Raw genomic sequence first — 22,775 nt, 5'->3', positions numbered from 1 at the left:
GGGATTACAGTAACAAAAATTGTAAGGAAAATTATAAAAACAACATTATATATCAATACATATAGTGTTAACGGTTTTAATAAATATGTCTGAAAATATGTATGAATTGTTCCAGAAAATATTTCTAACGTAAGAAAAACCAACAACATCGCTATTAGAGAAATAAACAAAATTTGAATATATAGTTCGCAGTAAATAGATAGATTAGAAGCACCTACTGCTTTTTTTAATGAAATCTCTCTTTCTTTTTTATAAATCCAAAATAAAACTGCCGAAATGCCAGAAACGATTGCAACAAGAATGAATTTATAATAATACTTATTTGCTGGATCTATATATGTTACATTTAGTTCCTGAAGATCTCGTTCGTTCAGTATTTGAACCTCACCCGAAAGTACTTCTTTACTCCTATTCATAAACATTTTTATTTCTTTATGACTAGATGATGTAGGATTAACAACTGTTAATTGTAATTGTTTACTCGCAATAATACCTTTTTTAGATATAGTAGGTAAGTTTTGAAGTGGAATGTATATGTCTGATACACCAACATCACTATCTTTTCTCGATATAGTTCCTATTTTTTTATATGTACCCTCAAATTCATATAATTCCTCTACATTCGTTTGGTCACCAACAACCATATCATTTACATTTTCACGATGAAAATATTGTCCTTCAGAAATATATGGCATCCAATAATAATCATCTTTTAAATTCACAGCTATCATTTTTATTGCACCTGAACTATTTAATGCTTTTAAATTCTCTACGTAAATATCACTTTTCACAAAAGTATCTTGTATGAAAGGAATTATCGCTTCCAATTCAATTGCATTCGCTATCGGAACAGTTAAAATTTGATTTTTTTCTGGGAAACCGATTTGAAAAGCAGATATAAAATTCCGTTTAGACTCTGTTAAAAGCGCCGCTACTGATATAGAAAGAAAAGAAATAAAAAATGCCATAAGAAGAATTATAGAAAATAGTTTATTACTTTTTATACTTTTAAATACTAAATACATAACTCCCTCCTTTTTAAAATAAGAAGGAGATGATAAACATACCCTTCTCCTAATACAAATACTCACAAAAACAACTACAATTCTAAATTACCGTGACTATCAAAAGTACCTTTGCGCGTATCTTCTTGATAGTCATTATCCTCATTCGCATAATGCTCAGAGTATACTCCTTTTGTGCCAAAGGCGTTAAATACATCGTTATTAACAGTAGCATGTAATGCTCTTCCCGATTCATAAGGTCCTAATTTATCCTTGGCACTTTCAATATATGTATAACTCCCATTTGAATTAATAAAAGAAATCGCTACTGAACAGCTGGATGCATTTTGATTCGTAGTAGTTTGAGCTCTATAAGATAGTAGACTATCGTTTTTATGAACGCTTAAAGTTGAGTAGAATGCACTTGTTGAGATCACTGTTGTTAATAACACGAAAGTTGTAATTGAAAAGACTTTTCCCTTCATTAACAATCACCTCTTGAATGAATAATTTAGTAGTGCTACATCGTCATAGTATCTTTCAATCAAATGCTCCTCAATAGGAAAACCACATGTTTTACAAACTCTTAAAAAGCTTAAACATTTATACATTTTTTAAAAGCAATATAAAAAGGCTGCGGAGAACTTCTTCTCCACAGCCTAATACTTATTTTTGCAAGAACGCCTGTAAATCTGCAAATTGTCTCTTTGCATCCTCATAGCCTTGCTCATATAAACTTTGCAATTTTGCCTTATCTTTTTCCATACGATCTACTTGAAGAGGCACTTCTGGTCTAATGACAAATAAATTACCCGCTTGCTCTTCTTTTTCAATGTAGTGAAGTGTTTCATTATACACTTCATAACGATTCAGCATCGTGTTAACAAGGTTCGGATATTTTTTATAAGCTTTCGCTGCAACCCAACCAAATTTTGATTTTTTCTTCGCATAACCATGATTTCTCGTCAAAATAACGACTGATTTTTCAAACCCATCTTCCTGTGCTTTACGAACTGGAATCGGATCTGAAATCCCGCCATCTAACAGTTGCTTACCACGGTAATTTACTACTGGTGCAATGAAAGGCAATGAACTAGACGCTTGCAATAAATTTAACGCATCATCATTCGTTCCCTCTTTTTCAAAATAAACGGGTTGTCCTGTTTCACAATCCGTCGTCCCTACAAGGAAACGCTCTGGACTATTAAAGTATGTGTCAAAATCAAATGGGACATGTTTTTCTGGAATTTCATGAAAAATGAAATCCATATCAAATAATTGACGCTTTTTCCATAAGTTTTTATAAGATAAATATTGCGGATGTGATGCATAATCAATATTTACTGTCTTATTTCTATTCCTTTGTCTGGAAAGATACGACGCTGCATGACAAGCACCAGCTGATACACCGATTACATACGGAAAATATAAATCTTGTTCCATAAAGTATTCTAATATCCCGCCAGTATATACACCACGCATACCGCCGCCTTCTAATACTAAACCCGTATTTTCAAGCATGTTACTCTCTCCTCTATATATATTGACTCTTTAATTATTCACTATGTTAAGTATCTTTTTCTATTATATATGAGTTCTTTCAGAAATTATATTCAAAAGGCTTGAAATGGAGGGATTTTTTCTTTTCCTAGGAGTAGCACCAGAACCACATAAAAAATACCGGCATCCTTCCCATGAAGAGTACCGGTACTTCTCATTTATCCCGCTATTTGCGGGCAAAGACTTCCACCTCAAAATTCAGCTGGAGCGAAGAAGTTAGATGGGAGTCGGGCTGATAATCAGTGGATGATGAACAAAACCCCACTGATTAAAGTTTCACTTTATCACCCATACAAAACCGCATGAAATACGCCTAAAAGTAAGTATTGATCCTCTATATAATTATCATCATATACATTCATCTCGATGTAATACATATCTTCTTCAAGACGAATATTCCAATCTGCGATTACATAGCCCTTTCGTAATAACTTTCCGGTCCCAAGTGAAGTTTTGTGAACAACATATTCTTCTGTCTTATATGTAAAGGTAAATAAGAAATTTGCATCCAATAATTTTCCGTCACATACCATTATTTCATGCTCTGCATCATTATTATCGATGTACGTTACTAAAATCTTTCTTTGGCGCCGCCTACTTACATCCTTTGCAATAATACGAATATTGTCCTTACTATCCTTTATTTCGTAATTGATATTACTACCAACTTTCGGAATGAAGTCTAGCACTTTCATCAACGTATTTTTATAATAGCCCCGTACTACGCCTACTTGTTTGCTTCCATTGTAAACCTCTATCGGCTTCATGTCCGCTTTACTATCACACAGTCGTTTGTAAGAAAGCTGCATCATTCGCTCTCCTCTTAAGTACTGATCAAACGTCACAGGATATTCTATCGCGCGCAGTTCCTTATTTAGCCCATGCAAATAGCGTTGAACGCTCTCTACTAATGTTGTAGTAGATATACGTTCCTGAAGTTCAAATTCTTGCCAACTGGAAGAAATCTTCCACTGATCGTCCTCTTCGTAAAAGAAACCAAGAATTACCTCATCACGGTCAGTCGTTTCATAATTCATATGTACGTGCTGCCCGTGTTGCACTTGTTCCATCCACTGTCCTAAATAAATACCAAGCTCTGCGACCTTCATGCATGACTTCTGAATAAGTACTCTGTCACCCACACAAATCGTTAAATCCCCTTCGATAAAGCCATTTGCATAAGCAACATACCGTGGTTCATTCTTCTGTGGAATACTCTTGTCTAACTCAAATAAAAACGTTAACATCCTTCACTCACCTCTAGTTGTTACACAGCTCATACCTGACATCGCATCACTCTGAGAAACTATGTATATACCGTATATTTAATTAATGTATTATCACACATGAATGACCTTAGTATAGTAGCGCTATTTTTGCTTCGCGAACTCCCTCATAATAGAATAACTATCCTTTTATTATTTTTTTCTTGACTTAGAGTTCACTCTAATCATTATAATCAACTCATAGTTCATTCACAATAATATCAATTGGATAAAATTCAGGAGGGATCGGAAAAGCTAAAATCAAAAGTGGCTGCCATTAACGCAGACCTGGATGTTGTCATTCGAACCTTTGATTTATCTGTTACTACAATTGTACATTAAGGTACAAGTCAAATAAAAATCAACGATTTCCTGTACGTTAAGAAGTCAGTGATCCTTGTTATTTTTGCCTTATTTTACTTTCTCTTAATAGTCGTAAGGCTTCTCTAATATATTTAGTGCATATAAAAGAGACGGAACCATAAAATCAGCAAATTAGAAAATAAAACAGGATGGGAGTTAGTTATTATGGAGCAATCAAATAAAGCGTTTAGCCAGGCATTAATAAAATCGTTAAGAGGAGAACGAGGACATCTTCCCATCAAGAATGCTTTGTCGGACATAGACGTAGCGCTTGCGGGAAAACGCAGGGAGGAACTGCCTTATTCTATTTATCAATTAGTGAAACACATGACCTACTGGCAAGATTTTCTCTTATTATCCGCTCAAGGGAAGAAGCCTGCATTGCCTACCCATGTAAAAGAGAGTTGGCCTGAAGAAGAATGTCCTGGCAGTGAGGAAGAGTGGCAACAGAGTATTCAGCATTTTCTTCAAGGGATTGAACAGGCATGCACGATTGCCCAAACTGTTCAATTGGACAAGACATTGGAGGAATGGCCTGGTGAAACCCCTGGCGGTGTTCTACGCAATATTGCATCTCACAACTCCTACCATTTAGGAGAAATTGTGCTGATTCGCAGATTATTTAGTGCTTGGCCACCGCCAACAGGCGGATATCCGTTCTAAACAAGGATATGGTTTCCCCCATGCTCATCAACTTAAGACATATTTTTATACAAAATATGGTCTTTTCATGTAGTATTTTATTATCGTTTATAGATGTTATACAAGTAGGCTATCAAATAAACCCTGACGGATTTGAATTTTTTTACTATGCTACCTAATAAGTAGAAGTAGTATACTCATACACAACACCTTAGAGACTTCCCGAAAGGAGGTCTCTATTTTAAGCTCTTTGATCAGCAACGATATGAATATCAATATGCTTCGTTTGTCTCATAATTTCATTTACAATAGAACCTTTTCGTATTTCCTCCCACCGTGTTCTCGCCGATTGCCCGAGTAAAACTTGTGTCACCTGTAGTCTTTTCGCAACTTCAATAATAACATCAGCCGGTTTTCTTCCTTTCGCTTCTTCTAATACAAAGCTCGCATCAAATTGATTCGTTAGCGACTTCCACTCTTCAATTGTTTGCTTTTTCCCTGCTGAAAGTGAATCTATATTTTCCCTCTCAACGTTTAAGACATACAATTCAGCGTTTAACCGATCAGCCATGCGCCAACCTCTCCGTATTAATTTCTCTGCTGTTGAACTATATTGTACACAAACAAGAATTTTTTCTTTTACACCGATTGGTTCTATAACGGTTTGACTAATTTTCTCGTCCATATCATCTGCAACTTCGCGAAGCGATAATTCCCTAAGTGCCCCTAAATTGTTAAGCGTAAAGAAATTTTGTAAGCTTTGCTCTATTTTTTCTTCCTTATATATCTTTCCATCTATTAATCGCTTCCGTAGTACTTCTGGCGTTGCATCAACGAGCTGAATTTCATTTGCTTTTTGCAAAATAAAATCTGGGATACGTTCTCGTACTTTTACATTTGTAATTTGAGCTACTATGTCATGAACGCTTTCTAAATGCTGAATATTAAACGCTGATAATACTGATATGCCTGCCTCTAGTAATTCTTGTACATCCATGTACCGTTTTTTATGCTTAGAACCTGAAATATTACTATGCGCGAGTTCATCAACAACTACTACTTGCGGTGCACGCATTATAATTCCTTCTACATCAAGCTCATAAAATGCTTTTCCTTTATACTGTATTTCTTTTAAAGGAATTTTTTCCAAGTCCGCAATTGCTTCTTCCGTCTCTTTTCTTCCATGCGTTTCAATTAAACCAATTACAATATCAATACCGTCTTTTTTCATTTCCCTAGCATCAAAGAGCATTTTATAACTTTTTCCTACTCCTGGAGCCGCTCCTACATATAGCTTTAACTTCCCTCGATTTTGTTGACGAATGTATTCTAAATACTCTTCTGGTGTTCGCCTTTGAAACGTCGGTTTATAGTCATCCGCATACAAAACACTCACAACCTTTCTTTCGAAACAACGCTACCTCAATCCGTTAGATTGAGGTAGCACTGTTACTATTTTATTAATTTCTGTAATTCTAAATTTAACTTTAAGACGTTTATACGATTTTCGCCAAATAAACCGAGTGCAGCACCTTCCGTTTGATCCTTAATCAATTGATCCAGCTTTTCTTTCGGAATATTCGTTAATTTTGAGATGCGATCTACCTGCACAGAAGCCGCTTTTGGACTAATGTCAGGATCAAGCCCTGAACCCGAATTCGTCACTAAATCTATCGGTACTTCTGTAACTGAAATAGTTGGATTTTGTTTCTTCCAGTCTTCAATACTTTTCTCAACTCGTTTTGCTAAATCTGGATCAGACGGTGCATAGTTATTTGAACCAGATGCTTCTGCTTTATATTCTATACTAGAGACACGTCCATGAAAATAACGTGGATCTGTGAAATTTTGACCGATTAATTTTGAACCAATTACTTCATCTTTATCATTATATATAAGACTTCCATCCGCATTATCCTTCATTACCGCTTGCGCAATACCAGTTACAATAAGCGGATATACAAGACCGCATAAAACTAAAAATGTAAAAGTAATGCGGATAATTGGTGATAAAATGCTTTGTTTCTTCGCCATCTTTTTCCCCTCTTCCTTATATGAACAAGCCGACAATCATATCAATTACTTTAATTCCAATAAACGGAACGATAACTCCGCCAAGCCCGTAAATGAGTAAGTTTCGGCTAAGCAATGCATTCGAACTCATCGGTTTATATGCGATACCTTTCATCGCTAACGGAATGAGTAATGGAATAATAACAGCGTTAAATATTAATGCTGATAAAATCGCTGAAATTGGCGATGTTAATTTCATAATGTTTAATGCTTCCATTTGCGGAATCGCAAGTGTAAACATTGCTGGAATGATTGCAAAATATTTTGCAATATCATTCGCAATACTAAACGTCGTTAACGCACCACGTGTCATTAACAATTGCTTACCAATTCCTACAACCTCAATAATTTTCGTTGGATTCGAATCTAGATCGATCATGTTCGCTGCTTCTTTTGCAGCTGTCGTACCACTATTCATCGCTAATCCAACGTCAGCTTGTGCTAATGCTGGAGCATCATTTGTACCATCACCTGTCATCGCTACAAGTTTCCCTTTATCTTGCTCTGCTTTAATAACTGCAATTTTATCTTCTGGTTTACACTCGGCAACGAATTCATCTACCCCTGCTTCTTTGGCAATTGTTGCTGCTGTTAACGGATTATCACCAGTACACATAACCGTTTTAATCCCCATTTGGCGCAATTGTTCAAAACGCTCACGCATACCAGGTTTTACTGTATCTTTTAAATAAATTAAACCGTAAATACGATCATCTACTGCAACTACAAGTGGTGTTCCGCCCTCTTTTGAAATTAAATCTGCTTTTTGATTCACATCTTTCGGAATCGTTCCACCTTGCGACCTAACCCATTCAATAACGGCACCGACGGCACCTTTTCTCACTTTCATTCCGTCCTGTAAATCAACACCACTCATTCTCGTTTCTGCTTTAAACGGAACAAATTCACCTTGTTCTGCAAGTTCTCTATTATATGATATTGATTTCGTTTGTACATATTCTATAACAGATCGACCTTCTGGCGTTTCGTCTAAAACTGAGCTGATCGCAGCCCATTTTCCTACTTGCTCAATCGTTTCATTTCCTACAGGTAGCAGTGTATGTGCCATCCGGTTTCCGAAAGTAATCGTACCTGTTTTATCTAAAATAATTGTATTAATATCACCCGCAGCTTCTACTGCTTTACCCGACATCGCTAATACATTGAACTTTGTCACGCGGTCCATCCCAGCAATACCAATCGCTGATAATAACCCACCAATTGTCGTTGGAATTAAGCAAACTAACAATGCTACAAGTACAGCTGTATCAATTTGAAACCCTAAATAATTTGTAAAAATCGGCAACGTCACAACGACGATTAAGAAAATAAGCGTTAAACTCGTTAATACTGTATTTAAAGCAATTTCATTCGGCGTTTTTTGACGAGCAGCTCCTTCTACTAACGAAATCATTTTATCAATAAATGATTCACCTGGGTTACTCGTAATCACAATTGTAATCTCATCACTTACGACCATCGTACCGCCTGTTACGGAGCAAAAATCGCCACCTGCTTCTTTTATAACAGGAGCAGATTCTCCTGTTATTGCAGATTCATCTACAGACGCTAATCCTTTAATTACTTCACCATCATTTGGAATCATTTCTCCTTGTTTTACAATAACAACGTCACCTTTTCTCAGATCAGTTGCTGAAACTTGAACAATGTCCCCATTTTCTTTTACAACATTTGCAAACACATCTTTTTTCGATTGTTTTAAAGAATCTGCTTGCGCTTTACCACGACCTTCAGCTAACGCTTCTGCAAAGTTAGCAAATAAAACTGTAAATAATAGAATGAGAGAAACTGTTATATTAAACCATCCTGGTACACTACTAGAACTACTTGGAAGAAAGGATAAAATGAACGTAATTATAAATCCAATTTCCACAATGAACATAATAGGATTCTTTATCATTACTTTCGGATTCAATTTCGCAAAGGATTGTTTCATCGCATGCGTCACGATATCACGATCCAACGTTTTCGCTTGTCTAACCTCATCTTCTACAGCATGTATTTGTGACTGATTTACTTGTTTTTCTTTTACTACTACCGGTCTCATCATTTACCCTCCATTACTTCAATGTAAGAAATTCTGCAATTGGGCCAAGTACTAACATCGGGAAAAATGTTAACGCACCAACAATTACAATCGTTCCAATAAAGATCCCTCCAAATAAACCATTATCCGTACGGAACGTTCCGACTGTTTCTGGTACTACCGTCTTCTCTTTCAATGAAGCTGCCACAGCTAGCATCGTAATTAAACTGAAATAGCGTCCTAAAAACATAACTAAACCAGTCGTAATATTCCAAAACGGTGTATTATCTGCTAATCCTTCAAATCCAGACCCGTTATTCGCAGCTGACGATGTGTATTCATATACAACTTGCGTTAAACCGTGGAAACCTGAATGAGAAATGGCATCTGTTCCTAAACTTGTTGAAAGAGCTAATGCTGAAAATCCTAAAATAAGCAACGGATGGAATAATATCGTTACCGCAATTAATTTCATTTCCTTACCTTCAATCTTTTTACCTAAAAACTCTGGTGTCCTTCCGACCATTAACCCAGATATAAAGACTGCAATAATTGCATACATAATAATGTTAATAAAGCCCGCTCCAACACCGCCGTATACTGTATTTAACATCATATTTACGAGTGGTACTAATCCGCCAAGTGGCGTTAACGTATCATGCATCGTGTTAACGGCCCCTGTTTCAGCAGCTGTCGTTACTGTTGCGTATAGTGAAGAAAATACAGTTCCGAATCGTACTTCTTTTCCTTCTGTACTTCCTTGTACATGCTGGATACCAGTTTGATTCAATACTGGATTTCCATGTAATTCGGATGTCGTAATCGTTATAAATCCTAGTAAAAAGACCATGAACAGTGATACAAAAAGGATACGTCCTTGTTTTTTATTTCCTACCATTCGTCCGTACGTAAATGGAAGTGCTGTTGGCAATAACATCATAAGCATCATTTGCAAAATATTACTCATTTGTCCTGGATTTTCGAAAGGATGTGTAGAGTTTGCCCCGAAAAATCCACCGCCGTTATTTCCAAGTTCCTTAATTGAAACGAATGATGCAACTGGCCCGCGTAATATACTTTGCTTTGCACCTTCAATCGTATGTGCTGTAACTGCCCCATCTAACGTTTGTGGTACACCGAGTGCGACAAAGACTAACGCCGCAACAAATGCAATTGGAAGAAAAACTCTCGTTAGTGCTCTCGTAAAATCAACGAAAAAGTTACCGAGTTCTTTTCCAGCGAGCCCTCTTATAAATGCCATAACGAGCGCTAACGTCGTTGCCGGTGCTGCAAACATTAAAAATGTAATTCCAATTAATTGTGATAAATAAGATAAACCATTTTCACCGCTGTAATGTTGTAAATTTGTATCAGCCATAAAACTAATTGCTGTATTAAAAGCGAGCGTAGGCTCCATTCCTTCAATATGTGCTGGATTTAATGGCAATACTCCTTGCAGTCTGAAAATGAAATATACGACGACAATCATAAATCCATTTAACAAAACTAATGATAATGCATACTGTTTCCACGTTTGATTGTATGCTTTTACACCTGTAATTTTAAAAATAAGTTTCTCAAAAGGCCCGAATACTTTATCTAGCGTTTTGCTACCTTGAAAAGCTTTCTCTAAATAAATCCCCGTTGGCTTTGCTACTAAAATAAACAAGAGCATTGTAATAACGACTGCGACCCAAATCATAATGAATGATTCCCCCTAATTAAAACTTCTCTGGATTTAATAATGCATAAACTAAGTACACCGTAATCGCCGCAACAATAACCGATAAGGCAATCATCATGATTGCTTCCCTTCTTTCACAACTTTATCTGACCAACTTGCCAAGCTTGCCATCGATGCAACTAATACAACAAATATCCCGATCATTACAACATCTAACATAGCTACCCCTCACTTTTTTGTTAAAATTTTACATTTACCCATCAAAAAAAGAACACTAAGCTCTACTTAGTGTTCTAAACGAACAACACAAAGTAAACCTCCTCTCTAAACGCTTACGAGGTTAGCTGTCGGATTCGGGCCTAAAGAGTAGCCCTACTTTCAAAACTGAAAGATTCACCCCAAGTGACGATGCACAAAATTGGTTCCCCCGCTCCATTTCTGGAACTCAGCGATTTTAGGTTTTTTTTGGAAATTTCATGAATGATTTATGAGAGTAAATATACTCCTCTATATTTAACTTGTAAAGAGGTAAATTACTTAAAATAAGAAAATATTACGCCGTTTAAACGCTTACATTACGTATTCTTCATATAATTCCATCTATTTTCTTGTCTTTTCTTTCTTTTTCATAAAAATGATCTTTTAAATATGAAATAAAAAGAACGAATTACATGAAGTGCATAGCTTGTTGCACTCAGCATTCGCTCTTTTTTCATTCACTCTTTATTCTCCTCGTAAAAATGCACGTAAATTTCTCCCTCGAATATAAACCTGTGACAGTTCTGCATGTAACTGCTCATATTCGATAATATCCGTTTTTAAATATAAAGCATCTTTCGATGGCAATATTATATATGGCCTTGGAAAAATAGGATCGAGCACTATCAATTCTTGAACTCTCTCTACCGATGCCGCCCAACGATTCGCTATATCTCCTAGTAACAACACCTTCATCTTCATTTCCCCCGCCCTATTCAAAAAATAAAAAAGAAATATTATCACAGTTCGTAAACACTACAAATTTAGCTCCAATTGTTTCATAGAGCCTGGCCGGATATCGTTTATTCCTTGTAACAACAGTAATAGGCGCTTGCAAATAAAAACGAATGTATTCTGTGAAGAAGCTAACTATCGGAAACTCATCTCCTAATAAAATCACTTTCTTAATCCGCTCGCAAATACTAGTAAAATCCTGCTCCTTATTATAGCTATAAGTCGAATCAAATCCACAATTTCTAACTTCAGCTGCTAGCTCTTCATTTGCTGTAAAAATAATTAACTCATGCTGAAATGCTACTAGCTCTCTTAAACTCTTTACCTTATTTTCTTCTCCAACACAAATAAGCGTTAATTCCATGTACCTCATCCTCCTTAGCATAAAAGAACTCAAACATATATTGATATTCTCCTATACTAATCAGACCGAGGAAGTGATGTATCCATCATGGCACCGTCCTCTCTCAAGACGCTTACGAAGTTAGCTGTCGGATTCGGGCTTTGAGAGTAGCCCTACTTTCAACTTTGAAAGATTCACCCCTAGTGACGACGCACAAATTGGTTCCTCCGCTCCATAATTTTGGACTCAGCGTTTACAAAAAAATGTATTCTGGCTGATATATTACTCTTGAATTTTGAAAAAGTAAACAGAAAAAATCCCTCAAAATGGAATTTTTTCATTGTTAAACATTATAAATATTTATACTCAATAGGAATTTTCATTAGTTGTATTGTAATAATACTAAGTAGAGAAATGATTAAAAATCAAAAGTGAAACGAGGATGATATATGACCGAGGATAAAAGAAATAATTTTATTAAAATAATACACATTCTAGGTAATTCGTTACTTTTAATTCTAGCGATTTTAGTTACTATTCCTAGTTATACTTAATTCCGTACTACATTAGAAATCATTTTTTTAATTTCTTGTTTGTTATTAATTTATAGTAAATACCTAAGTAATAATAAGAAAGCTATGATTCCATACATTATATTTTTAATATTAATATCATCACACCTTTTATATACTTTACTAATCTAACGGACACATTTAAGCCAATCATATTTGCTAACATATATGAAACCCGTGAGGCTATATCCCCACGGGTTTAATTTTCACTTATGCTTGTACTTTGTTCAACTTATACGCAAAATGATTCGTCGGTCCATGACCACTTCCAATATTCAACGGCTCTTCAATCGCTATACTAATAAATCGTTTTGCCTCTTGAACTGCCTCTTCGATTGAATATCCTTTAGCAAGTCCAGCTGTAACTGCTGAAGCAAATGTGCAGCCACTTCCGTGCGTTTGCTTCGAAGGAATTCGTTCACTTCTAAATTCAATAAACTCTTCTCCATCAAAGAGTAAATCAATTACTTCATTCCCTTGATATTCTGCATGTCCGCCCTTCATAAGCACATATTTAGCACCTAATTCGTGCAACACTTCTGCAGCTTTTTTACTATCTTCTATATTATGAATCTCCATCCCAGTTAACACTTCTGCTTCCGGAACATTCGGTGTTACAACCGTTGCTAGTGGCAATAAATATTCTTTTAATGCTTGCACTGCTTCTTGTTGTAATAACGATGCCCCGCCTTTTGCAATCATAACAGGATCTAGCACAATATTATTCCAGCCAAACTTCTTAATATGCTCTGCCACAATTTGAATAATTTCACTGCTAAATAACATTCCTAGTTTCACAGCATCTGGTGTTAAATCCGTACCAATTGAATTCAGCTGTTCCGTAATTCCTTCTAAAGAAACAGGATATACCCCTTGAACACCAAGCGTATTTTGAGCAGTAATTGCTGTAATAGCCGTCATTCCGTACACACCAAGCTCTTGGAAAGTTTTTAAATCTGCTTGAATTCCAGCGCCGCCTCCGCTATCAGATCCTGCAATTGTTAAAGCTTTATTTACTTTCATCCCACTCATCCTTTTCTATCCAAAATAGCGATGATAAATTGTTTTCGCTTCACTTATATCTTTCGTCCCATGCACAAGTACACGACCATCTTTGAAAGCAACTAATCTCTTTTCTTCAACAGAAAATGATAATAAATATGGATTTACATTCAAATCATTCACGCGACCATTCAGCAATTCTTTATATTGCTCAAAATTCATTTCTTCTTTATGGGGTGGTCTAATTTGAACTGTATTTCTCCCGCATAACACTGCTGTTTTCGATGTATTTTCTTTGTTTAAATACGGGTATATCGCATTTTCTTCACACGAAGGACAATTATGCTTACGAAGTTTTTGCACATTCATACACGAATACTCATTTTTCCACACATCAAACGATACCAGTCCATCTCGAAGCGATTCATAATCTTCTACTAGCAATTTAAGAGCTTCCGTTACTTGATGAGAAACAACAAGAGATACAGCAGGCGATATAATCCCCGCTGTATCGCATGTCGCTCCGCCAAGCGGAATTGATTGTAATAAACAAGATAAACATGGCGTTTTCCTTGGAAGAATAGTGTAAGAAAGACCGTAACTACCTACACATGCTCCGTAAACCCATGGAATGGAATACTTTTGCGCTATATCATTTACAATGAAACGCGTTTCGAAATTATCGGTTGCATCAATAATTACATCAACGTTTGTAACAAGTTCTTCTAATTCCTCAGCTGTTACATCTTGAACGAGAGCTTCTACTCTTACTTCACTATTAATCTCTTCTAGACGCTTCTTTGCCGCTACAGCCTTCGGTAGGTTATTCTCTACATCGCTCTCTGCATACAATTGTTGTCTTTGTAAATTACTCCAATCGACATAATCCCGGTCAACAATCGTTACTATGCCTACACCTGCTCTTACGAACATTTCCGCATTTGCACTACCTAATGCACCTGCACCGATAATGAGTACATGCTTTTCTCTTATCTTTCGTTGCCCTTCTTCTCCAATTGGAGAAAATAATTCTTGGCGAGAATATCGATTATTCAACTACGCTCATTCCTTCTAAAGGACTACTTGCTGTTGCACAACGTTTACGTGCAATACGCCCCGCTTCAAAGCCAATGCGCCCTGCCTCAATACCTAATTTCATTGCGTATGCCATCTTAATAGGGTCCTTTGCTCCCGACACAGCTGTATTTAACAACACACCATCCGCTCCTAATTCCATTGCAAATGCTGCATCAGCTGGGCTACCGATACCAGCGTCAACAATAACTGGTACTGTCGCTTGTTCAATAATGAAGCTTAAATTTAATGGATTTACAATGCCAAGCCCTGAACCAATTGGTGATGCTCCTGGCATAATCGCATGCACACCAAGTTCTTGTAATTTACGTGCTAATACAACATCATCAGATGTGTACGGAAGTACGATAAATCCTTCTTCTAGTAACATTTCAGATGCCTTTAACGTTTCGACTGGATCAGGTAGTAACGTTCTATCATCACCGATAACTTCTACTTTTATCATGTCGCAAAGTCCAGAAGCTTTTGCTAACTTTGCAATTCGAACAGCTTCTTCAGCGTTTTTTGCCCCTGCTGTATTCGGTAATAACGTATATTTTTTCACATCAAGTTTCTCTAATAAATTAGGCTGCTTTGCATCAAATATATCCATACGACGTACTGCGAACGTTAAAACCTCCGCCTCAGATACATCAATTGCCTTTTGTTGTACATCAAAATCAGGAAATTTACCTGTTCCTAATAAAAGTCTAGAATGAAATGAAAATGGTCCAATGTTTAACATAATCAACCGCCTCCTACGAAAGTTACAATCTCAATTTGGTCTCCATCAAAAACAGATGTATCTTTATGATCACCTTTTTGTAAAATATCTTTATTACGCTCTACTACAACAATTCTGTTATCTAACTCTAAATGTGTAAGTAACTCAGCTACTGTTTTCACACTCGCTGGCACCTCAATTTGGTTACCATTAATTTTTAAATTCAAACTTCCATCCCCTTTCTAAATCGTTTTAGAAAGCAATAAATCTAGCAAGTGATTCTCCTGCTTTCCTTCTATTAAATCAGCCATATACTGACCAGAAACAGGACTTAATAAAATGCCGTTTCGATAATGGCCCGTACAAGCATATAAACCTTTTATTTCTTCATGCTCTCCCATATAAGGAGCTTCATGATTCGATTGCGGTCTTAATCCTGCCCATGTGCTTTCCCACTCTGCTTCTTTTAAAGCTGGCAATATTGTATAAGCACGCTCTAATATAGAAGTAATACTTTCTGGCTGCACAGTCTTATTAAACGTATGAGGCTTCATCGTTGCTCCAATTACGTAACGTCCGCCGCGTTTTGGGGCAATATAAAATCTTTCTTGAAAAATAGGCGCCTTTAAAAGTGGTCTTCGACTTCTTACTGCAACCACTTCTCCTTTAACTGGATATGTACCCCAATCGCGGTGAAAATGACCTAGTAGCTTCGTGCTCCATGAACCGCCCGCAATAACAACTTTCTCACATGTGATAATACCTTCGCTTGTAACAATTCCAGTCACTTTATTATTTTCAATATGAATATCAAACACTTCTGTCTGCTCATATATATCAGCACCGGAAATCGCTGCAGAATGTGCGAATGCTTTCGTAAGCTCTGGTGCAATAACGTGACCATCTTTCGGATAATATACTGCTCCTATAATTGACTCGGATAGAAACGGCTCTTTTTCTCGCAAAAGGTCTCCCGTTAGAAAGTAGGAATCTTCACCTGTTTTCTGTTGCCAATCCATAATATGAAGAATTCTTTCCTTCTCATCCTCATTTTGAGCGATGCGATATATCCCTTTTTCCTCATATCCAATATCAATACCCGTTTTCTCACGTAAAACTTCTGCAAGTTGTGGAAATATAGCACGGCTTTCTCTAGCAAGCTCAAACAACGGATCATATTCATCCCATTCTGCTTGAACACCGAGCAAACCAGCAGCTGCTTTCGAAGCTTCGGATGCGATTCTTTGTTTCTCTACAATCGCTACTTTATGCCCTCTTTCTGCTAGAAAATGTGCAACTGAACTACCAATTACACCTCCGCCAATAATCGCTACATCATACTTCTTACACATGTTTTTCCGCCCACTTTCTTATTGATTCCTTATAAGATTTCGCTCTGCTATACGGATTTTCACTGCTTATAATCCCGGACATAACAGCAATGCCACTTACACCATTTGCAAGAACATCACCTGTATTTTCAGGAGTGATTCCACCAATTGCAGTTATTGGTATGGATAAACATCTTGCCATATGAGCAATTTCTTCTAATCCTCTTGCTGGCACATCCTTTTTACAAGTGGTTGGAAATACGTGACCGTAAACGAGTGAATCGGCTCCATTTTTAAATGCCACTATCGCCTCATCTAAAGAATGTACGGAATAACCAACATGCAAATAAGAAAACTTTTCTTTCACTGACCTTACATCTGCGCTTCGATATCCTAGCTGCACACGCGGAATATTTAATAAAATAGCAATATCAATTCGGTCATTTATAACAATCTTGGATGCCGGAAATCCTTTCTCCAAAAGACTTTCCACACCTTCGTATAATTCCTTCGTACTTTTCTCACGCTCACGAATATGCAAATAATCAATCTCACTCTCAATTGGCATCGCTACATTCACTAACTCTTCGAATGGCATATGGCCATTTGAGATTACATGGAGCTCATTTTTCATATTCATTCGCCTACTTTAAAATGTTTTCGAATAGTTCATCTGCTGGAACGATTTCTTTCGTCATTCCTTTTTCTTTCAGCCATTTATTTTGTTTCTCCCATGACTCTTTTGAATCCGATAAGAATGGCTCATCTTTCGTTTCCATCTTCTCTAATAAAATTTTCATACTTTCTTTTTCAACTTCTGGTACTAGCGGGAAGTTTTCTTTTTCTTGATGATCTAATAAAATATTTAATGCTTCATCAGGGTTTTTCTTCATAAAGTCATACCCTTTTTTCGCCCCACGTAAAAAGGCTTGCAGCGCTTCTTTATCTTTTTTCAACGTTTTATCACCTGTTACAAACACAAGTTCATGATAGTTCGGTACTCCGTAATCAGCTGGATTAAAGTATGCCGGTTCATGACCTTCATGACGCATAACAGGTACTTCATGGTTAATGTATGCCCCTGTTACAGCATCTACTTTTTTCGTAATTAACGCTGGTACTAAATCAAATCCAACATCGACTACTTTTACTGTATCTGGATTACCACCATCTTCTTTTACCATCGTTTTTAAATATGCTTCACTTAAAGGGGTTCCAGAATATCCAACTGTTTTTCCTTCTAAGTCTTTAGGTGACTTAATACCTGCTGATTTCAGCGATACAACATGATTTAACGGCGAACGTACGACAGCTCCAATTGATTTCACTGGAATTTGTTCATTCGCTCTGGCCATAACAACATCGGGCTGATAATACAAGCCAACTGTCACTTTCCCTGCTGCAGCTAACGTTAATGGATCAGTCGGATTAGAAGGGAATTTAATATTTACCTTTACTCCTTCTTCTTTAAAGTAGCCTTTTTCAATTGCTGCATAAATAAAACTATGTACCGCATTTGGATACCAATCAAGCATGACCGTTATTTCTTTCTCTTTTTTACCCTTATCTGATGCTGAATTACTCGAGCACCCTGCAATCATTGCAACTAATAATGTAAACGCAAAGATGCGTTTTAAAAATTTCATGAATGCTTCCTCCAACTAATGAATTTCTTTTCTAATATCGAAACAAGTATGACGAAAAAAATAGCTAACAATGATAGCAATACAATTGGTGCAAATACACCAGCTCCATCTAACTGCGTCATCATCCTTTTACTGAAATATCCAAGCCCAGCTTGTGCACCGAGCCATTCTCCAATTGCTGCCCCAATCACACTAAGCGGAACTGCAATTTTTAGCGCTGAGAAAAAGTAAGGAAGAGCGGATGGCAATTTTAACTTTAGGAAAATATCCTTTTTCGTTGCCCCATATGTAACTAAAAGCTCCTCCCATTCTTTTTTCGTACTACGCAATCCATCATACGTATTGACCGCAATAGGGAAAAACGTAATTAAGACAGTGACAACAACCTTGCTCCAAATGGTATATCCAAACCATAAAACAAATAGTGGCGCAAGTGCTGTAATCGGGATTGTTTGAGAAGCTACTAATAATGGATAAAATGCTCTTTCCATCCACGTATTCGCATTCATTAACATTGCTAGCCCTACGCCTAATACGACAGAAATAACAACACCTATTAAAACGACGGATAATGTTGCCGGTAAATGAACCGTAAATAATATATCTTTTAGTTTCCATATCTTCATTACGATTGCAGACGGTGACGGTAAAATGTACATCTCATCTACAATTCTTGCTCCTACTTCCCATAGAGCAAGTAAAATTCCACTTAATATGAGGGCAGGTAATAACTCCTTCAAGCGATTCATCATACGAGTACCTGCCTTTGTAACATACTAAGGAGCTCTTCTTTAAGCGCTAGCACTTCAGGCTTATATAAATCTTTTCTTGTTCGGTTACGATCAAGCGGCACAATTCGCTCAGTTAAAGTTGCTATCGGTTGATTTTCTACAACCAAAATTCGATTAGAAAGAAACAATGCTTCTTCAACATCATGAGTAATAAATAAAATTGTTTTTTCCCACTCTTTCCATTGTTCAAACAACCATTCTTGCAAAGATGCCTTCGTTAAAGCGTCCAATGCACTAAAAGGTTCATCTAACAATAATATCTCCCCGCCTGTTAATAAAGTTCGGATAAAAGATACGCGTTGTCTCATACCACCAGATAAATCTTTCGGATATTTTTTCTCGTACCCTTGTAAACCAAATTTATGTAACAGTTCTTTCGCTTTTACTTGCGCTTCTTTCTTCTGCACACCTTGGCACTCTAGCGGTAGGGCCGCATTCTCAATAATCGTCCTCCACGGCAAGAGCATATCTTTTTGGGGCATATACCCTACAGGGTGACTCTTTGTTTCTGTCAGCTCTATCTGTCCAGTACTAGCCTCTTCTAAGCCTGTAATAAGGCGAAATAAAGTACTTTTCCCGCATCCACTCGGTCCGATAATACTTACAAACTCTTTATCTTGTATAGAAGCATTTAATTCATCGATGATTGGCTTCTCATCATAATGAAAGGAAACATTATGAAACTGTAGTATGTTCTTGCTCCTCAAAACCCCACATCTCCTTACGATAAGCCATATCCCAGAATAAATATTCAAATCGGCTGGAATATAAGAAAATCTCCTCTAATCGGTCTAGCTCTTTCTCTGACTTTCCAACTGCCATTTCATTTAATAAATCTATTAACCAAATACAAAGGTTACCGTATTCTTCAGAACTATATCCTTGAATCCATTCACCAAAGAACTCATGATCTCTTGCGCCAGGAATATCATTTAAACGCTTTCCAATCTCCCAATAGCTCCACATACATGGAAGTAAAGCTGATATTAATTCTGCAAGTGTGCCATTTTGAGATACAGACATCATGTAATTTGTATAGGCTAAATTTTTAGCAGATGGTTTTGCAGATTCCATCTCTCGTGCAGAAATACCAAGTCTTTTTGCATATTGTTTATGAATCGTCATTTCACCATTTAAAATACCATCAATTTGCTCTGCAAATTTTGCCATAACTTGTGGATTCGTTGCCTTTACAACCCCAATTGCATATAGCTTTGCATAATCTAACAAATATAAATAATCTTGAATAATATAGTACTGGAATTTATCTTTTTCCAACGTACCATCCCCCATACCTACTACAAACGGATGATTATGACTTTTCTCCCAAACAGGCTGCACCGTATCAAATAATCTTTCACAAAATTTCATTTATAATTCCCCTTCCTATATATCTATTTATCTCAATAAAAAAACCACTTCTGTATATAAGAAGTGGTTACAGCAAATAAAATTATAATTTATTCGTTGTTCCACTTCCCTTCGCTAGTATTACCTAGATCAGGTGTTGTAAGGGTTAAGGATTATTCCTCTCTCAGCACATCAAGCACCCCTAGTGGTTTCAATATGAAATTTTCAAATAAAAAAGCCCCGTTTCTATACGCAAAGAAACGGGGACTCATTGTTAGTGTCCGAATTGCTTCCCTACGCTAGCATAATCTAGATCAGGTAATAAAAAGGATCAAAGACTTAAGGTCTTACTCTCAGCTGGCAACACCAGCCCTCCTAGCAAACTATAAAATTATCACTGTCAGTATAACACCGCCATAAGACATCATCAACTGTTTTAATTTTCTTAATTGTTAATTAAATCCAATCGTGTTAAACACATATAAATGCAACCCCACAAATGATATATACAATATATATATATGAACCTCCCTTCTAACATTATTTATTTTTATTTATTTCATATTACATTTATGTGAATACGACCAATATATTATATCTTTATACTATAATAAAATTACAACTATACAACTAGAGGAGGTCTTTATTACATGAATATGAAAGCTACAGCTTTAACAGCAACTACTATCGCAATTGCTTCTTTACTTCCTTCTATGGGAGAATCCGATATACAAACAGCGGCTGCTAAGCAACCATCTACAGTAAAAACTGGATATGTAAAAATTGACAACGTTGCACTACATCAAAATAACCATGCAGACAGTGCAATAATTGATAACATTCGATTTAATAGCCCGGTTACTATTCTTGAGACAAATCAAGATTGGTATAAAGTATCTGTTAACAACAAAACAGGATATATGAAAAAAGATGCAATTCTATTCAAAAAAAATGTTCAACCAAAGAATCAATATATCGTAAATGCAAACGCATTAAACGTTCGTTCTGAACCTAATACAGAGTCTTCTATTCTAGATATATTACCAAATGGTCAATTCATTAGCATTCAAGGTGAACAAGGGGATTGGTACAAAATATTACATAACGGTCAAATTGGATACGTACAAAAAACATTTGTATCTAATGGATCCACACCTCTAGTAAAAGGTGTAACAGTACAAGGTTCTCCTTCTTATACTGTTGCAACACCAAAATTAAATGTACGTAGCAACGCTAGTACAAGTAGCACTCTACTTGGCTCATTACAAAATGGTACACAAGTACAAGTAGTAGAAACGGTAGGTACTTGGTATAAAATTCGTTTTGGCACAGGATACGGATATGTAGCAAAACACTATGTAGTGCAAAATCAAAATCAAGCACAAGCTAAAACAGCTCAACCTTCATCAATTCCAGCAGTTTTCAAATTCCCTACTCAAGGGAAAATCAGCTCCACTTTTGATATGCGCTGGGAGCAAATGCATTATGGTATAGATATAGCAGCACAAGGAAATGTCTCTATTCAAGCTGCTGCTGCAGGTAAAGTTGTGAAATCTTATTATTCGGCTAGCTATGGCAATGTCGTGTTCATCGCCCATCAAATAAATGGGAAATTATATACAACAGTTTATGCTCATATGAAGGATCGCACTGTACAAGCTGGTGATCAAGTACAAACTGGACAATTAGTAGGTCATATGGGAAACACAGGTCATTCATACGGGCAACATCTCCATTTTGAATTACATAATGGGGAATGGAATTTTGAAAAAACAAATGCAGTGAACCCACTGCCATATTTAGTTAGGTAAATTTTATGCCACGCAATATACCTCTCTTTATTGAATACCTGGCCTTTTTAGGTTTAATCTGTTGTTTAGTCATTTATAATACGAACACTGTATTTTTATCTATTATTATTGCTTTTGTTGCTTTAGAAATCATTATGGAAGCATTACAAATGCGGCTAAAACAAAAAATTGCCCATATTTATAATGCAATTTTTCTTTTGAGTGCTCTTATAACAAATATAATTAGTAATGGTTTTTATTTATCTACCGTACTTCCTGTATTCTTTATAAGTGTTTTATTATTCATAGCTAGATACGTTAATGTTCCTAATAACCAAAAACATGAACAAGAAGCTTAGAAAGAGGAGACACTGTGTACCAATCTTTCAAAGATAATCCAATTCAATATATATTGAATTTATATAAAAAAATGAATACTTTTTTTGGTATACAAGGAAGTTATACTGCACAATTTCTCCTTTATGGAATGTTATTTCTTATCTTAGTTACTTTCTCCTTGT

25 protein-coding genes, 1 pseudogene and 4 riboswitches are annotated in these 22,775 nt (G+C 36.3%); of the genes and pseudogenes, 4 read left to right on the top strand and 22 right to left on the bottom strand.

Annotated elements, in window-relative coordinates; genetic code table 11:
* The 4 genes from KI356_RS12190 to KI356_RS12175 all read right to left on the bottom strand — a co-directional run.
* Nucleotides 1–1,025, bottom strand: a 1,025-nt coding sequence (locus KI356_RS12190) for an ABC transporter permease (protein WP_212935539.1), incomplete at its 3' end; no start/stop codon positions are given.
* A 74-nt stretch (nt 1,026–1,099) separates the two neighbouring features.
* The gene (locus tag KI356_RS12185) at nt 1,100–1,489 is read right to left on the bottom strand and encodes a hypothetical protein (RefSeq protein WP_128283110.1); all 390 of its coding nucleotides are present in this window, start codon (nt 1,487–1,489) and stop codon (nt 1,100–1,102) included.
* A gap of 181 nt (nt 1,490–1,670) precedes the next feature.
* Nucleotides 1,671–2,525 carry a patatin-like phospholipase family protein gene (locus KI356_RS12180; RefSeq protein ID WP_212935538.1) on the bottom strand — a complete coding sequence of 285 codons (855 nt, stop codon included), beginning with the start codon at nt 2,523–2,525 and terminating at the stop codon, nt 1,671–1,673.
* A 323-nt stretch (nt 2,526–2,848) separates the two neighbouring features.
* The gene (locus KI356_RS12175; protein ID WP_212935537.1) at nt 2,849–3,811 is read right to left on the bottom strand and encodes a tubby C-terminal domain-like protein; all 963 of its coding nucleotides are present in this window, start codon (nt 3,809–3,811) and stop codon (nt 2,849–2,851) included.
* 258 nt (nt 3,812–4,069) lie between these two features.
* On the opposite strand from KI356_RS12175, the pseudogene KI356_RS28480 reads away from it, so the two are divergent.
* Nucleotides 4,070–4,168, top strand: a pseudogene (locus KI356_RS28480) (SDR family NAD(P)-dependent oxidoreductase); the annotation flags it as partial.
* Between the two features lie 189 nt (nt 4,169–4,357).
* A complete protein-coding gene (locus KI356_RS12170) occupies nt 4,358–4,855 on the top strand; it encodes a DinB family protein (protein ID WP_212935536.1) in 498 nt (165 codons plus the stop codon).
* A 220-nt stretch (nt 4,856–5,075) separates the two neighbouring features.
* Here KI356_RS12170 and kdpDN read toward each other — a convergent pair whose 3' ends face one another.
* The 18 genes from kdpDN to tenA all read right to left on the bottom strand — a co-directional run bounded on the left by kdpDN (nt 5,076) and on the right by tenA (nt 20,485).
* A complete protein-coding gene (gene kdpDN, locus KI356_RS12165) occupies nt 5,076–6,230 on the bottom strand; it encodes a KdpD-like non-kinase potassium sensor (RefSeq protein WP_212935535.1) in 1,155 nt (384 codons plus the stop codon).
* Between the two features lie 56 nt (nt 6,231–6,286).
* Nucleotides 6,287–6,868, bottom strand: coding sequence for a K(+)-transporting ATPase subunit C (kdpC, locus tag KI356_RS12160; RefSeq protein ID WP_212935534.1), 582 nt, complete (start codon nt 6,866–6,868; stop codon nt 6,287–6,289).
* 16 nt (nt 6,869–6,884) lie between these two features.
* Complete coding sequence (gene kdpB / locus KI356_RS12155) at nt 6,885–8,975, bottom strand: potassium-transporting ATPase subunit KdpB (RefSeq protein WP_212935533.1); 2,091 nt, start codon at nt 8,973–8,975, stop codon at nt 6,885–6,887.
* A gap of 13 nt (nt 8,976–8,988) precedes the next feature.
* The gene (gene kdpA / locus KI356_RS12150) at nt 8,989–10,656 is read right to left on the bottom strand and encodes a potassium-transporting ATPase subunit KdpA (RefSeq protein WP_128283103.1); all 1,668 of its coding nucleotides are present in this window, start codon (nt 10,654–10,656) and stop codon (nt 8,989–8,991) included.
* Between the two features lie 19 nt (nt 10,657–10,675).
* Nucleotides 10,676–10,756: a K(+)-transporting ATPase subunit F gene (gene kdpF, locus KI356_RS12145; protein ID WP_000972378.1), complete on the bottom strand. Its 81-nt coding sequence runs from the start codon at nt 10,754–10,756 to the stop codon at nt 10,676–10,678.
* On the bottom strand, nt 10,753–10,857 hold the full coding sequence (locus KI356_RS12140; RefSeq protein WP_000887889.1) for a SipW-dependent-type signal peptide-containing protein: 105 nt from the start codon (nt 10,855–10,857) through the stop codon (nt 10,753–10,755). The genes kdpF and KI356_RS12140 overlap by 4 nt, the downstream gene beginning before the upstream one ends.
* Before the next feature lie 96 nt (nt 10,858–10,953).
* Nucleotides 10,954–11,099, bottom strand: a riboswitch (cyclic di-AMP (ydaO/yuaA leader).
* A gap of 262 nt (nt 11,100–11,361) precedes the next feature.
* Complete coding sequence (locus KI356_RS12135; RefSeq protein WP_212935532.1) at nt 11,362–11,592, bottom strand: hypothetical protein; 231 nt, start codon at nt 11,590–11,592, stop codon at nt 11,362–11,364.
* Between the two features lie 16 nt (nt 11,593–11,608).
* Nucleotides 11,609–11,995, bottom strand: a complete 387-nt coding sequence (locus KI356_RS12130; protein ID WP_128283100.1) for a hypothetical protein — start codon at nt 11,993–11,995, stop codon at nt 11,609–11,611.
* A 93-nt stretch (nt 11,996–12,088) separates the two neighbouring features.
* Nucleotides 12,089–12,236, bottom strand: a riboswitch (cyclic di-AMP (ydaO/yuaA leader).
* A gap of 520 nt (nt 12,237–12,756) precedes the next feature.
* Entirely contained in the window at nt 12,757–13,578 is an 822-nt protein-coding gene (gene thiD, locus KI356_RS12125; RefSeq protein WP_212935531.1) for a bifunctional hydroxymethylpyrimidine kinase/phosphomethylpyrimidine kinase, read from the bottom strand.
* Between the two features lie 6 nt (nt 13,579–13,584).
* Nucleotides 13,585–14,604, bottom strand: a complete 1,020-nt coding sequence (gene thiF, locus KI356_RS12120) for a thiazole biosynthesis adenylyltransferase ThiF (RefSeq protein ID WP_212935530.1) — start codon at nt 14,602–14,604, stop codon at nt 13,585–13,587.
* A complete protein-coding gene (gene thiG, locus KI356_RS12115) occupies nt 14,597–15,367 on the bottom strand; it encodes a thiazole synthase (RefSeq protein WP_098273385.1) in 771 nt (256 codons plus the stop codon). Before thiG ends, thiF begins: the two co-directional genes overlap by 8 nt.
* A gap of 2 nt (nt 15,368–15,369) precedes the next feature.
* Nucleotides 15,370–15,573, bottom strand: a complete 204-nt coding sequence (thiS, locus tag KI356_RS12110; RefSeq protein WP_128283096.1) for a sulfur carrier protein ThiS — start codon at nt 15,571–15,573, stop codon at nt 15,370–15,372.
* A gap of 15 nt (nt 15,574–15,588) precedes the next feature.
* Nucleotides 15,589–16,698 carry a glycine oxidase ThiO gene (gene thiO / locus KI356_RS12105; protein WP_128283095.1) on the bottom strand — a complete coding sequence of 370 codons (1,110 nt, stop codon included), beginning with the start codon at nt 16,696–16,698 and terminating at the stop codon, nt 15,589–15,591.
* Nucleotides 16,691–17,311 (bottom strand): thiazole tautomerase TenI, encoded by a 621-nt coding sequence (gene tenI, locus KI356_RS12100; protein WP_212935529.1) that lies wholly within the window; start codon nt 17,309–17,311, stop codon nt 16,691–16,693. Before tenI ends, thiO begins: the two co-directional genes overlap by 8 nt.
* Nucleotides 17,312–17,321: 10 nt before the next feature.
* Complete coding sequence (locus tag KI356_RS12095; RefSeq protein ID WP_212935528.1) at nt 17,322–18,323, bottom strand: ABC transporter substrate-binding protein; 1,002 nt, start codon at nt 18,321–18,323, stop codon at nt 17,322–17,324.
* Complete coding sequence (locus KI356_RS12090) at nt 18,320–19,072, bottom strand: ABC transporter permease (protein WP_128283192.1); 753 nt, start codon at nt 19,070–19,072, stop codon at nt 18,320–18,322. The genes KI356_RS12095 and KI356_RS12090 overlap by 4 nt, the downstream gene beginning before the upstream one ends.
* Nucleotides 19,072–19,821, bottom strand: coding sequence for an ABC transporter ATP-binding protein (locus KI356_RS12085; protein WP_128283092.1), 750 nt, complete (start codon nt 19,819–19,821; stop codon nt 19,072–19,074). The genes KI356_RS12090 and KI356_RS12085 overlap by 1 nt, the downstream gene beginning before the upstream one ends.
* On the bottom strand, nt 19,790–20,485 hold the full coding sequence (gene tenA, locus KI356_RS12080; protein ID WP_002116300.1) for a thiaminase II: 696 nt from the start codon (nt 20,483–20,485) through the stop codon (nt 19,790–19,792). Before tenA ends, KI356_RS12085 begins: the two co-directional genes overlap by 32 nt.
* A gap of 89 nt (nt 20,486–20,574) precedes the next feature.
* A riboswitch (TPP riboswitch) is annotated at nt 20,575–20,678 on the bottom strand.
* 60 nt (nt 20,679–20,738) lie between these two features.
* A riboswitch (TPP riboswitch) is annotated at nt 20,739–20,851 on the bottom strand.
* A gap of 263 nt (nt 20,852–21,114) precedes the next feature.
* On the opposite strand from tenA, the gene KI356_RS12075 reads away from it, so the two are divergent.
* Together KI356_RS12075 and KI356_RS12070 are read left to right on the top strand one after the other, a co-directional pair.
* Complete coding sequence (locus tag KI356_RS12075; protein ID WP_212935527.1) at nt 21,115–22,275, top strand: SH3 domain-containing protein; 1,161 nt, start codon at nt 21,115–21,117, stop codon at nt 22,273–22,275.
* Between the two features lie 5 nt (nt 22,276–22,280).
* Nucleotides 22,281–22,613 carry a hypothetical protein gene (locus KI356_RS12070; RefSeq protein WP_128283090.1) on the top strand — a complete coding sequence of 111 codons (333 nt, stop codon included), beginning with the start codon at nt 22,281–22,283 and terminating at the stop codon, nt 22,611–22,613.
* Nucleotides 22,614–22,775: the final 162 nt, after the last annotated feature.

Source organism: Bacillus hominis, assembly GCF_018332515.1.
Classification (GTDB): domain Bacteria; phylum Bacillota; class Bacilli; order Bacillales; family Bacillaceae_G; genus Bacillus_A; species Bacillus_A hominis.
The sequence above is the reverse complement of the archived record's forward strand: the minus strand, read 5'-3'. Positions and strand labels throughout refer to the sequence as shown.

Excerpts from the sequence above, each read along its gene's own strand:
- KI356_RS12185 (WP_128283110.1), bottom strand. The coding sequence starts at position 1,489 with ATGAAGGGAAAAGTCTTTTCAATTACAACTTTCGTGTTATTAACAACA.
- KI356_RS12180 (WP_212935538.1), bottom strand. The coding sequence starts at position 2,525 with ATGCTTGAAAATACGGGTTTAGTATTAGAAGGCGGCGGTATGCGTGGT.
- KI356_RS12175 (WP_212935537.1), bottom strand. The coding sequence starts at position 3,811 with ATGTTAACGTTTTTATTTGAGTTAGACAAGAGTATTCCACAGAAGAAT.
- KI356_RS12170 (WP_212935536.1), top strand. The coding sequence starts at position 4,358 with ATGGAGCAATCAAATAAAGCGTTTAGCCAGGCATTAATAAAATCGTTA.
- kdpC (WP_212935534.1), bottom strand. The coding sequence starts at position 6,868 with ATGGCGAAGAAACAAAGCATTTTATCACCAATTATCCGCATTACTTTT.
- kdpB (WP_212935533.1), bottom strand. The coding sequence starts at position 8,975 with ATGAGACCGGTAGTAGTAAAAGAAAAACAAGTAAATCAGTCACAAATA.
- kdpA (WP_128283103.1), bottom strand. The coding sequence starts at position 10,656 with ATGATTTGGGTCGCAGTCGTTATTACAATGCTCTTGTTTATTTTAGTA.
- kdpF (WP_000972378.1), bottom strand. The coding sequence starts at position 10,756 with ATGATGATTGCCTTATCGGTTATTGTTGCGGCGATTACGGTGTACTTA.
- KI356_RS12140 (WP_000887889.1), bottom strand. The coding sequence starts at position 10,857 with ATGTTAGATGTTGTAATGATCGGGATATTTGTTGTATTAGTTGCATCG.
- KI356_RS12135 (WP_212935532.1), bottom strand. The coding sequence starts at position 11,592 with ATGAAGGTGTTGTTACTAGGAGATATAGCGAATCGTTGGGCGGCATCG.
- KI356_RS12130 (WP_128283100.1), bottom strand. The coding sequence starts at position 11,995 with ATGGAATTAACGCTTATTTGTGTTGGAGAAGAAAATAAGGTAAAGAGT.
- thiD (WP_212935531.1), bottom strand. The coding sequence starts at position 13,578 with ATGAGTGGGATGAAAGTAAATAAAGCTTTAACAATTGCAGGATCTGAT.
- thiG (WP_098273385.1), bottom strand. The coding sequence starts at position 15,367 with ATGTTAAACATTGGACCATTTTCATTTCATTCTAGACTTTTATTAGGA.
- thiO (WP_128283095.1), bottom strand. The coding sequence starts at position 16,698 with ATGTGTAAGAAGTATGATGTAGCGATTATTGGCGGAGGTGTAATTGGT.
- tenI (WP_212935529.1), bottom strand. The coding sequence starts at position 17,311 with ATGAAAAATGAGCTCCATGTAATCTCAAATGGCCATATGCCATTCGAA.
- KI356_RS12095 (WP_212935528.1), bottom strand. The coding sequence starts at position 18,323 with ATGAAATTTTTAAAACGCATCTTTGCGTTTACATTATTAGTTGCAATG.
- KI356_RS12090 (WP_128283192.1), bottom strand. The coding sequence starts at position 19,072 with ATGAATCGCTTGAAGGAGTTATTACCTGCCCTCATATTAAGTGGAATT.
- tenA (WP_002116300.1), bottom strand. The coding sequence starts at position 20,485 with ATGAAATTTTGTGAAAGATTATTTGATACGGTGCAGCCTGTTTGGGAG.
- KI356_RS12075 (WP_212935527.1), top strand. The coding sequence starts at position 21,115 with ATGAATATGAAAGCTACAGCTTTAACAGCAACTACTATCGCAATTGCT.
- KI356_RS12070 (WP_128283090.1), top strand. The coding sequence starts at position 22,281 with ATGCCACGCAATATACCTCTCTTTATTGAATACCTGGCCTTTTTAGGT.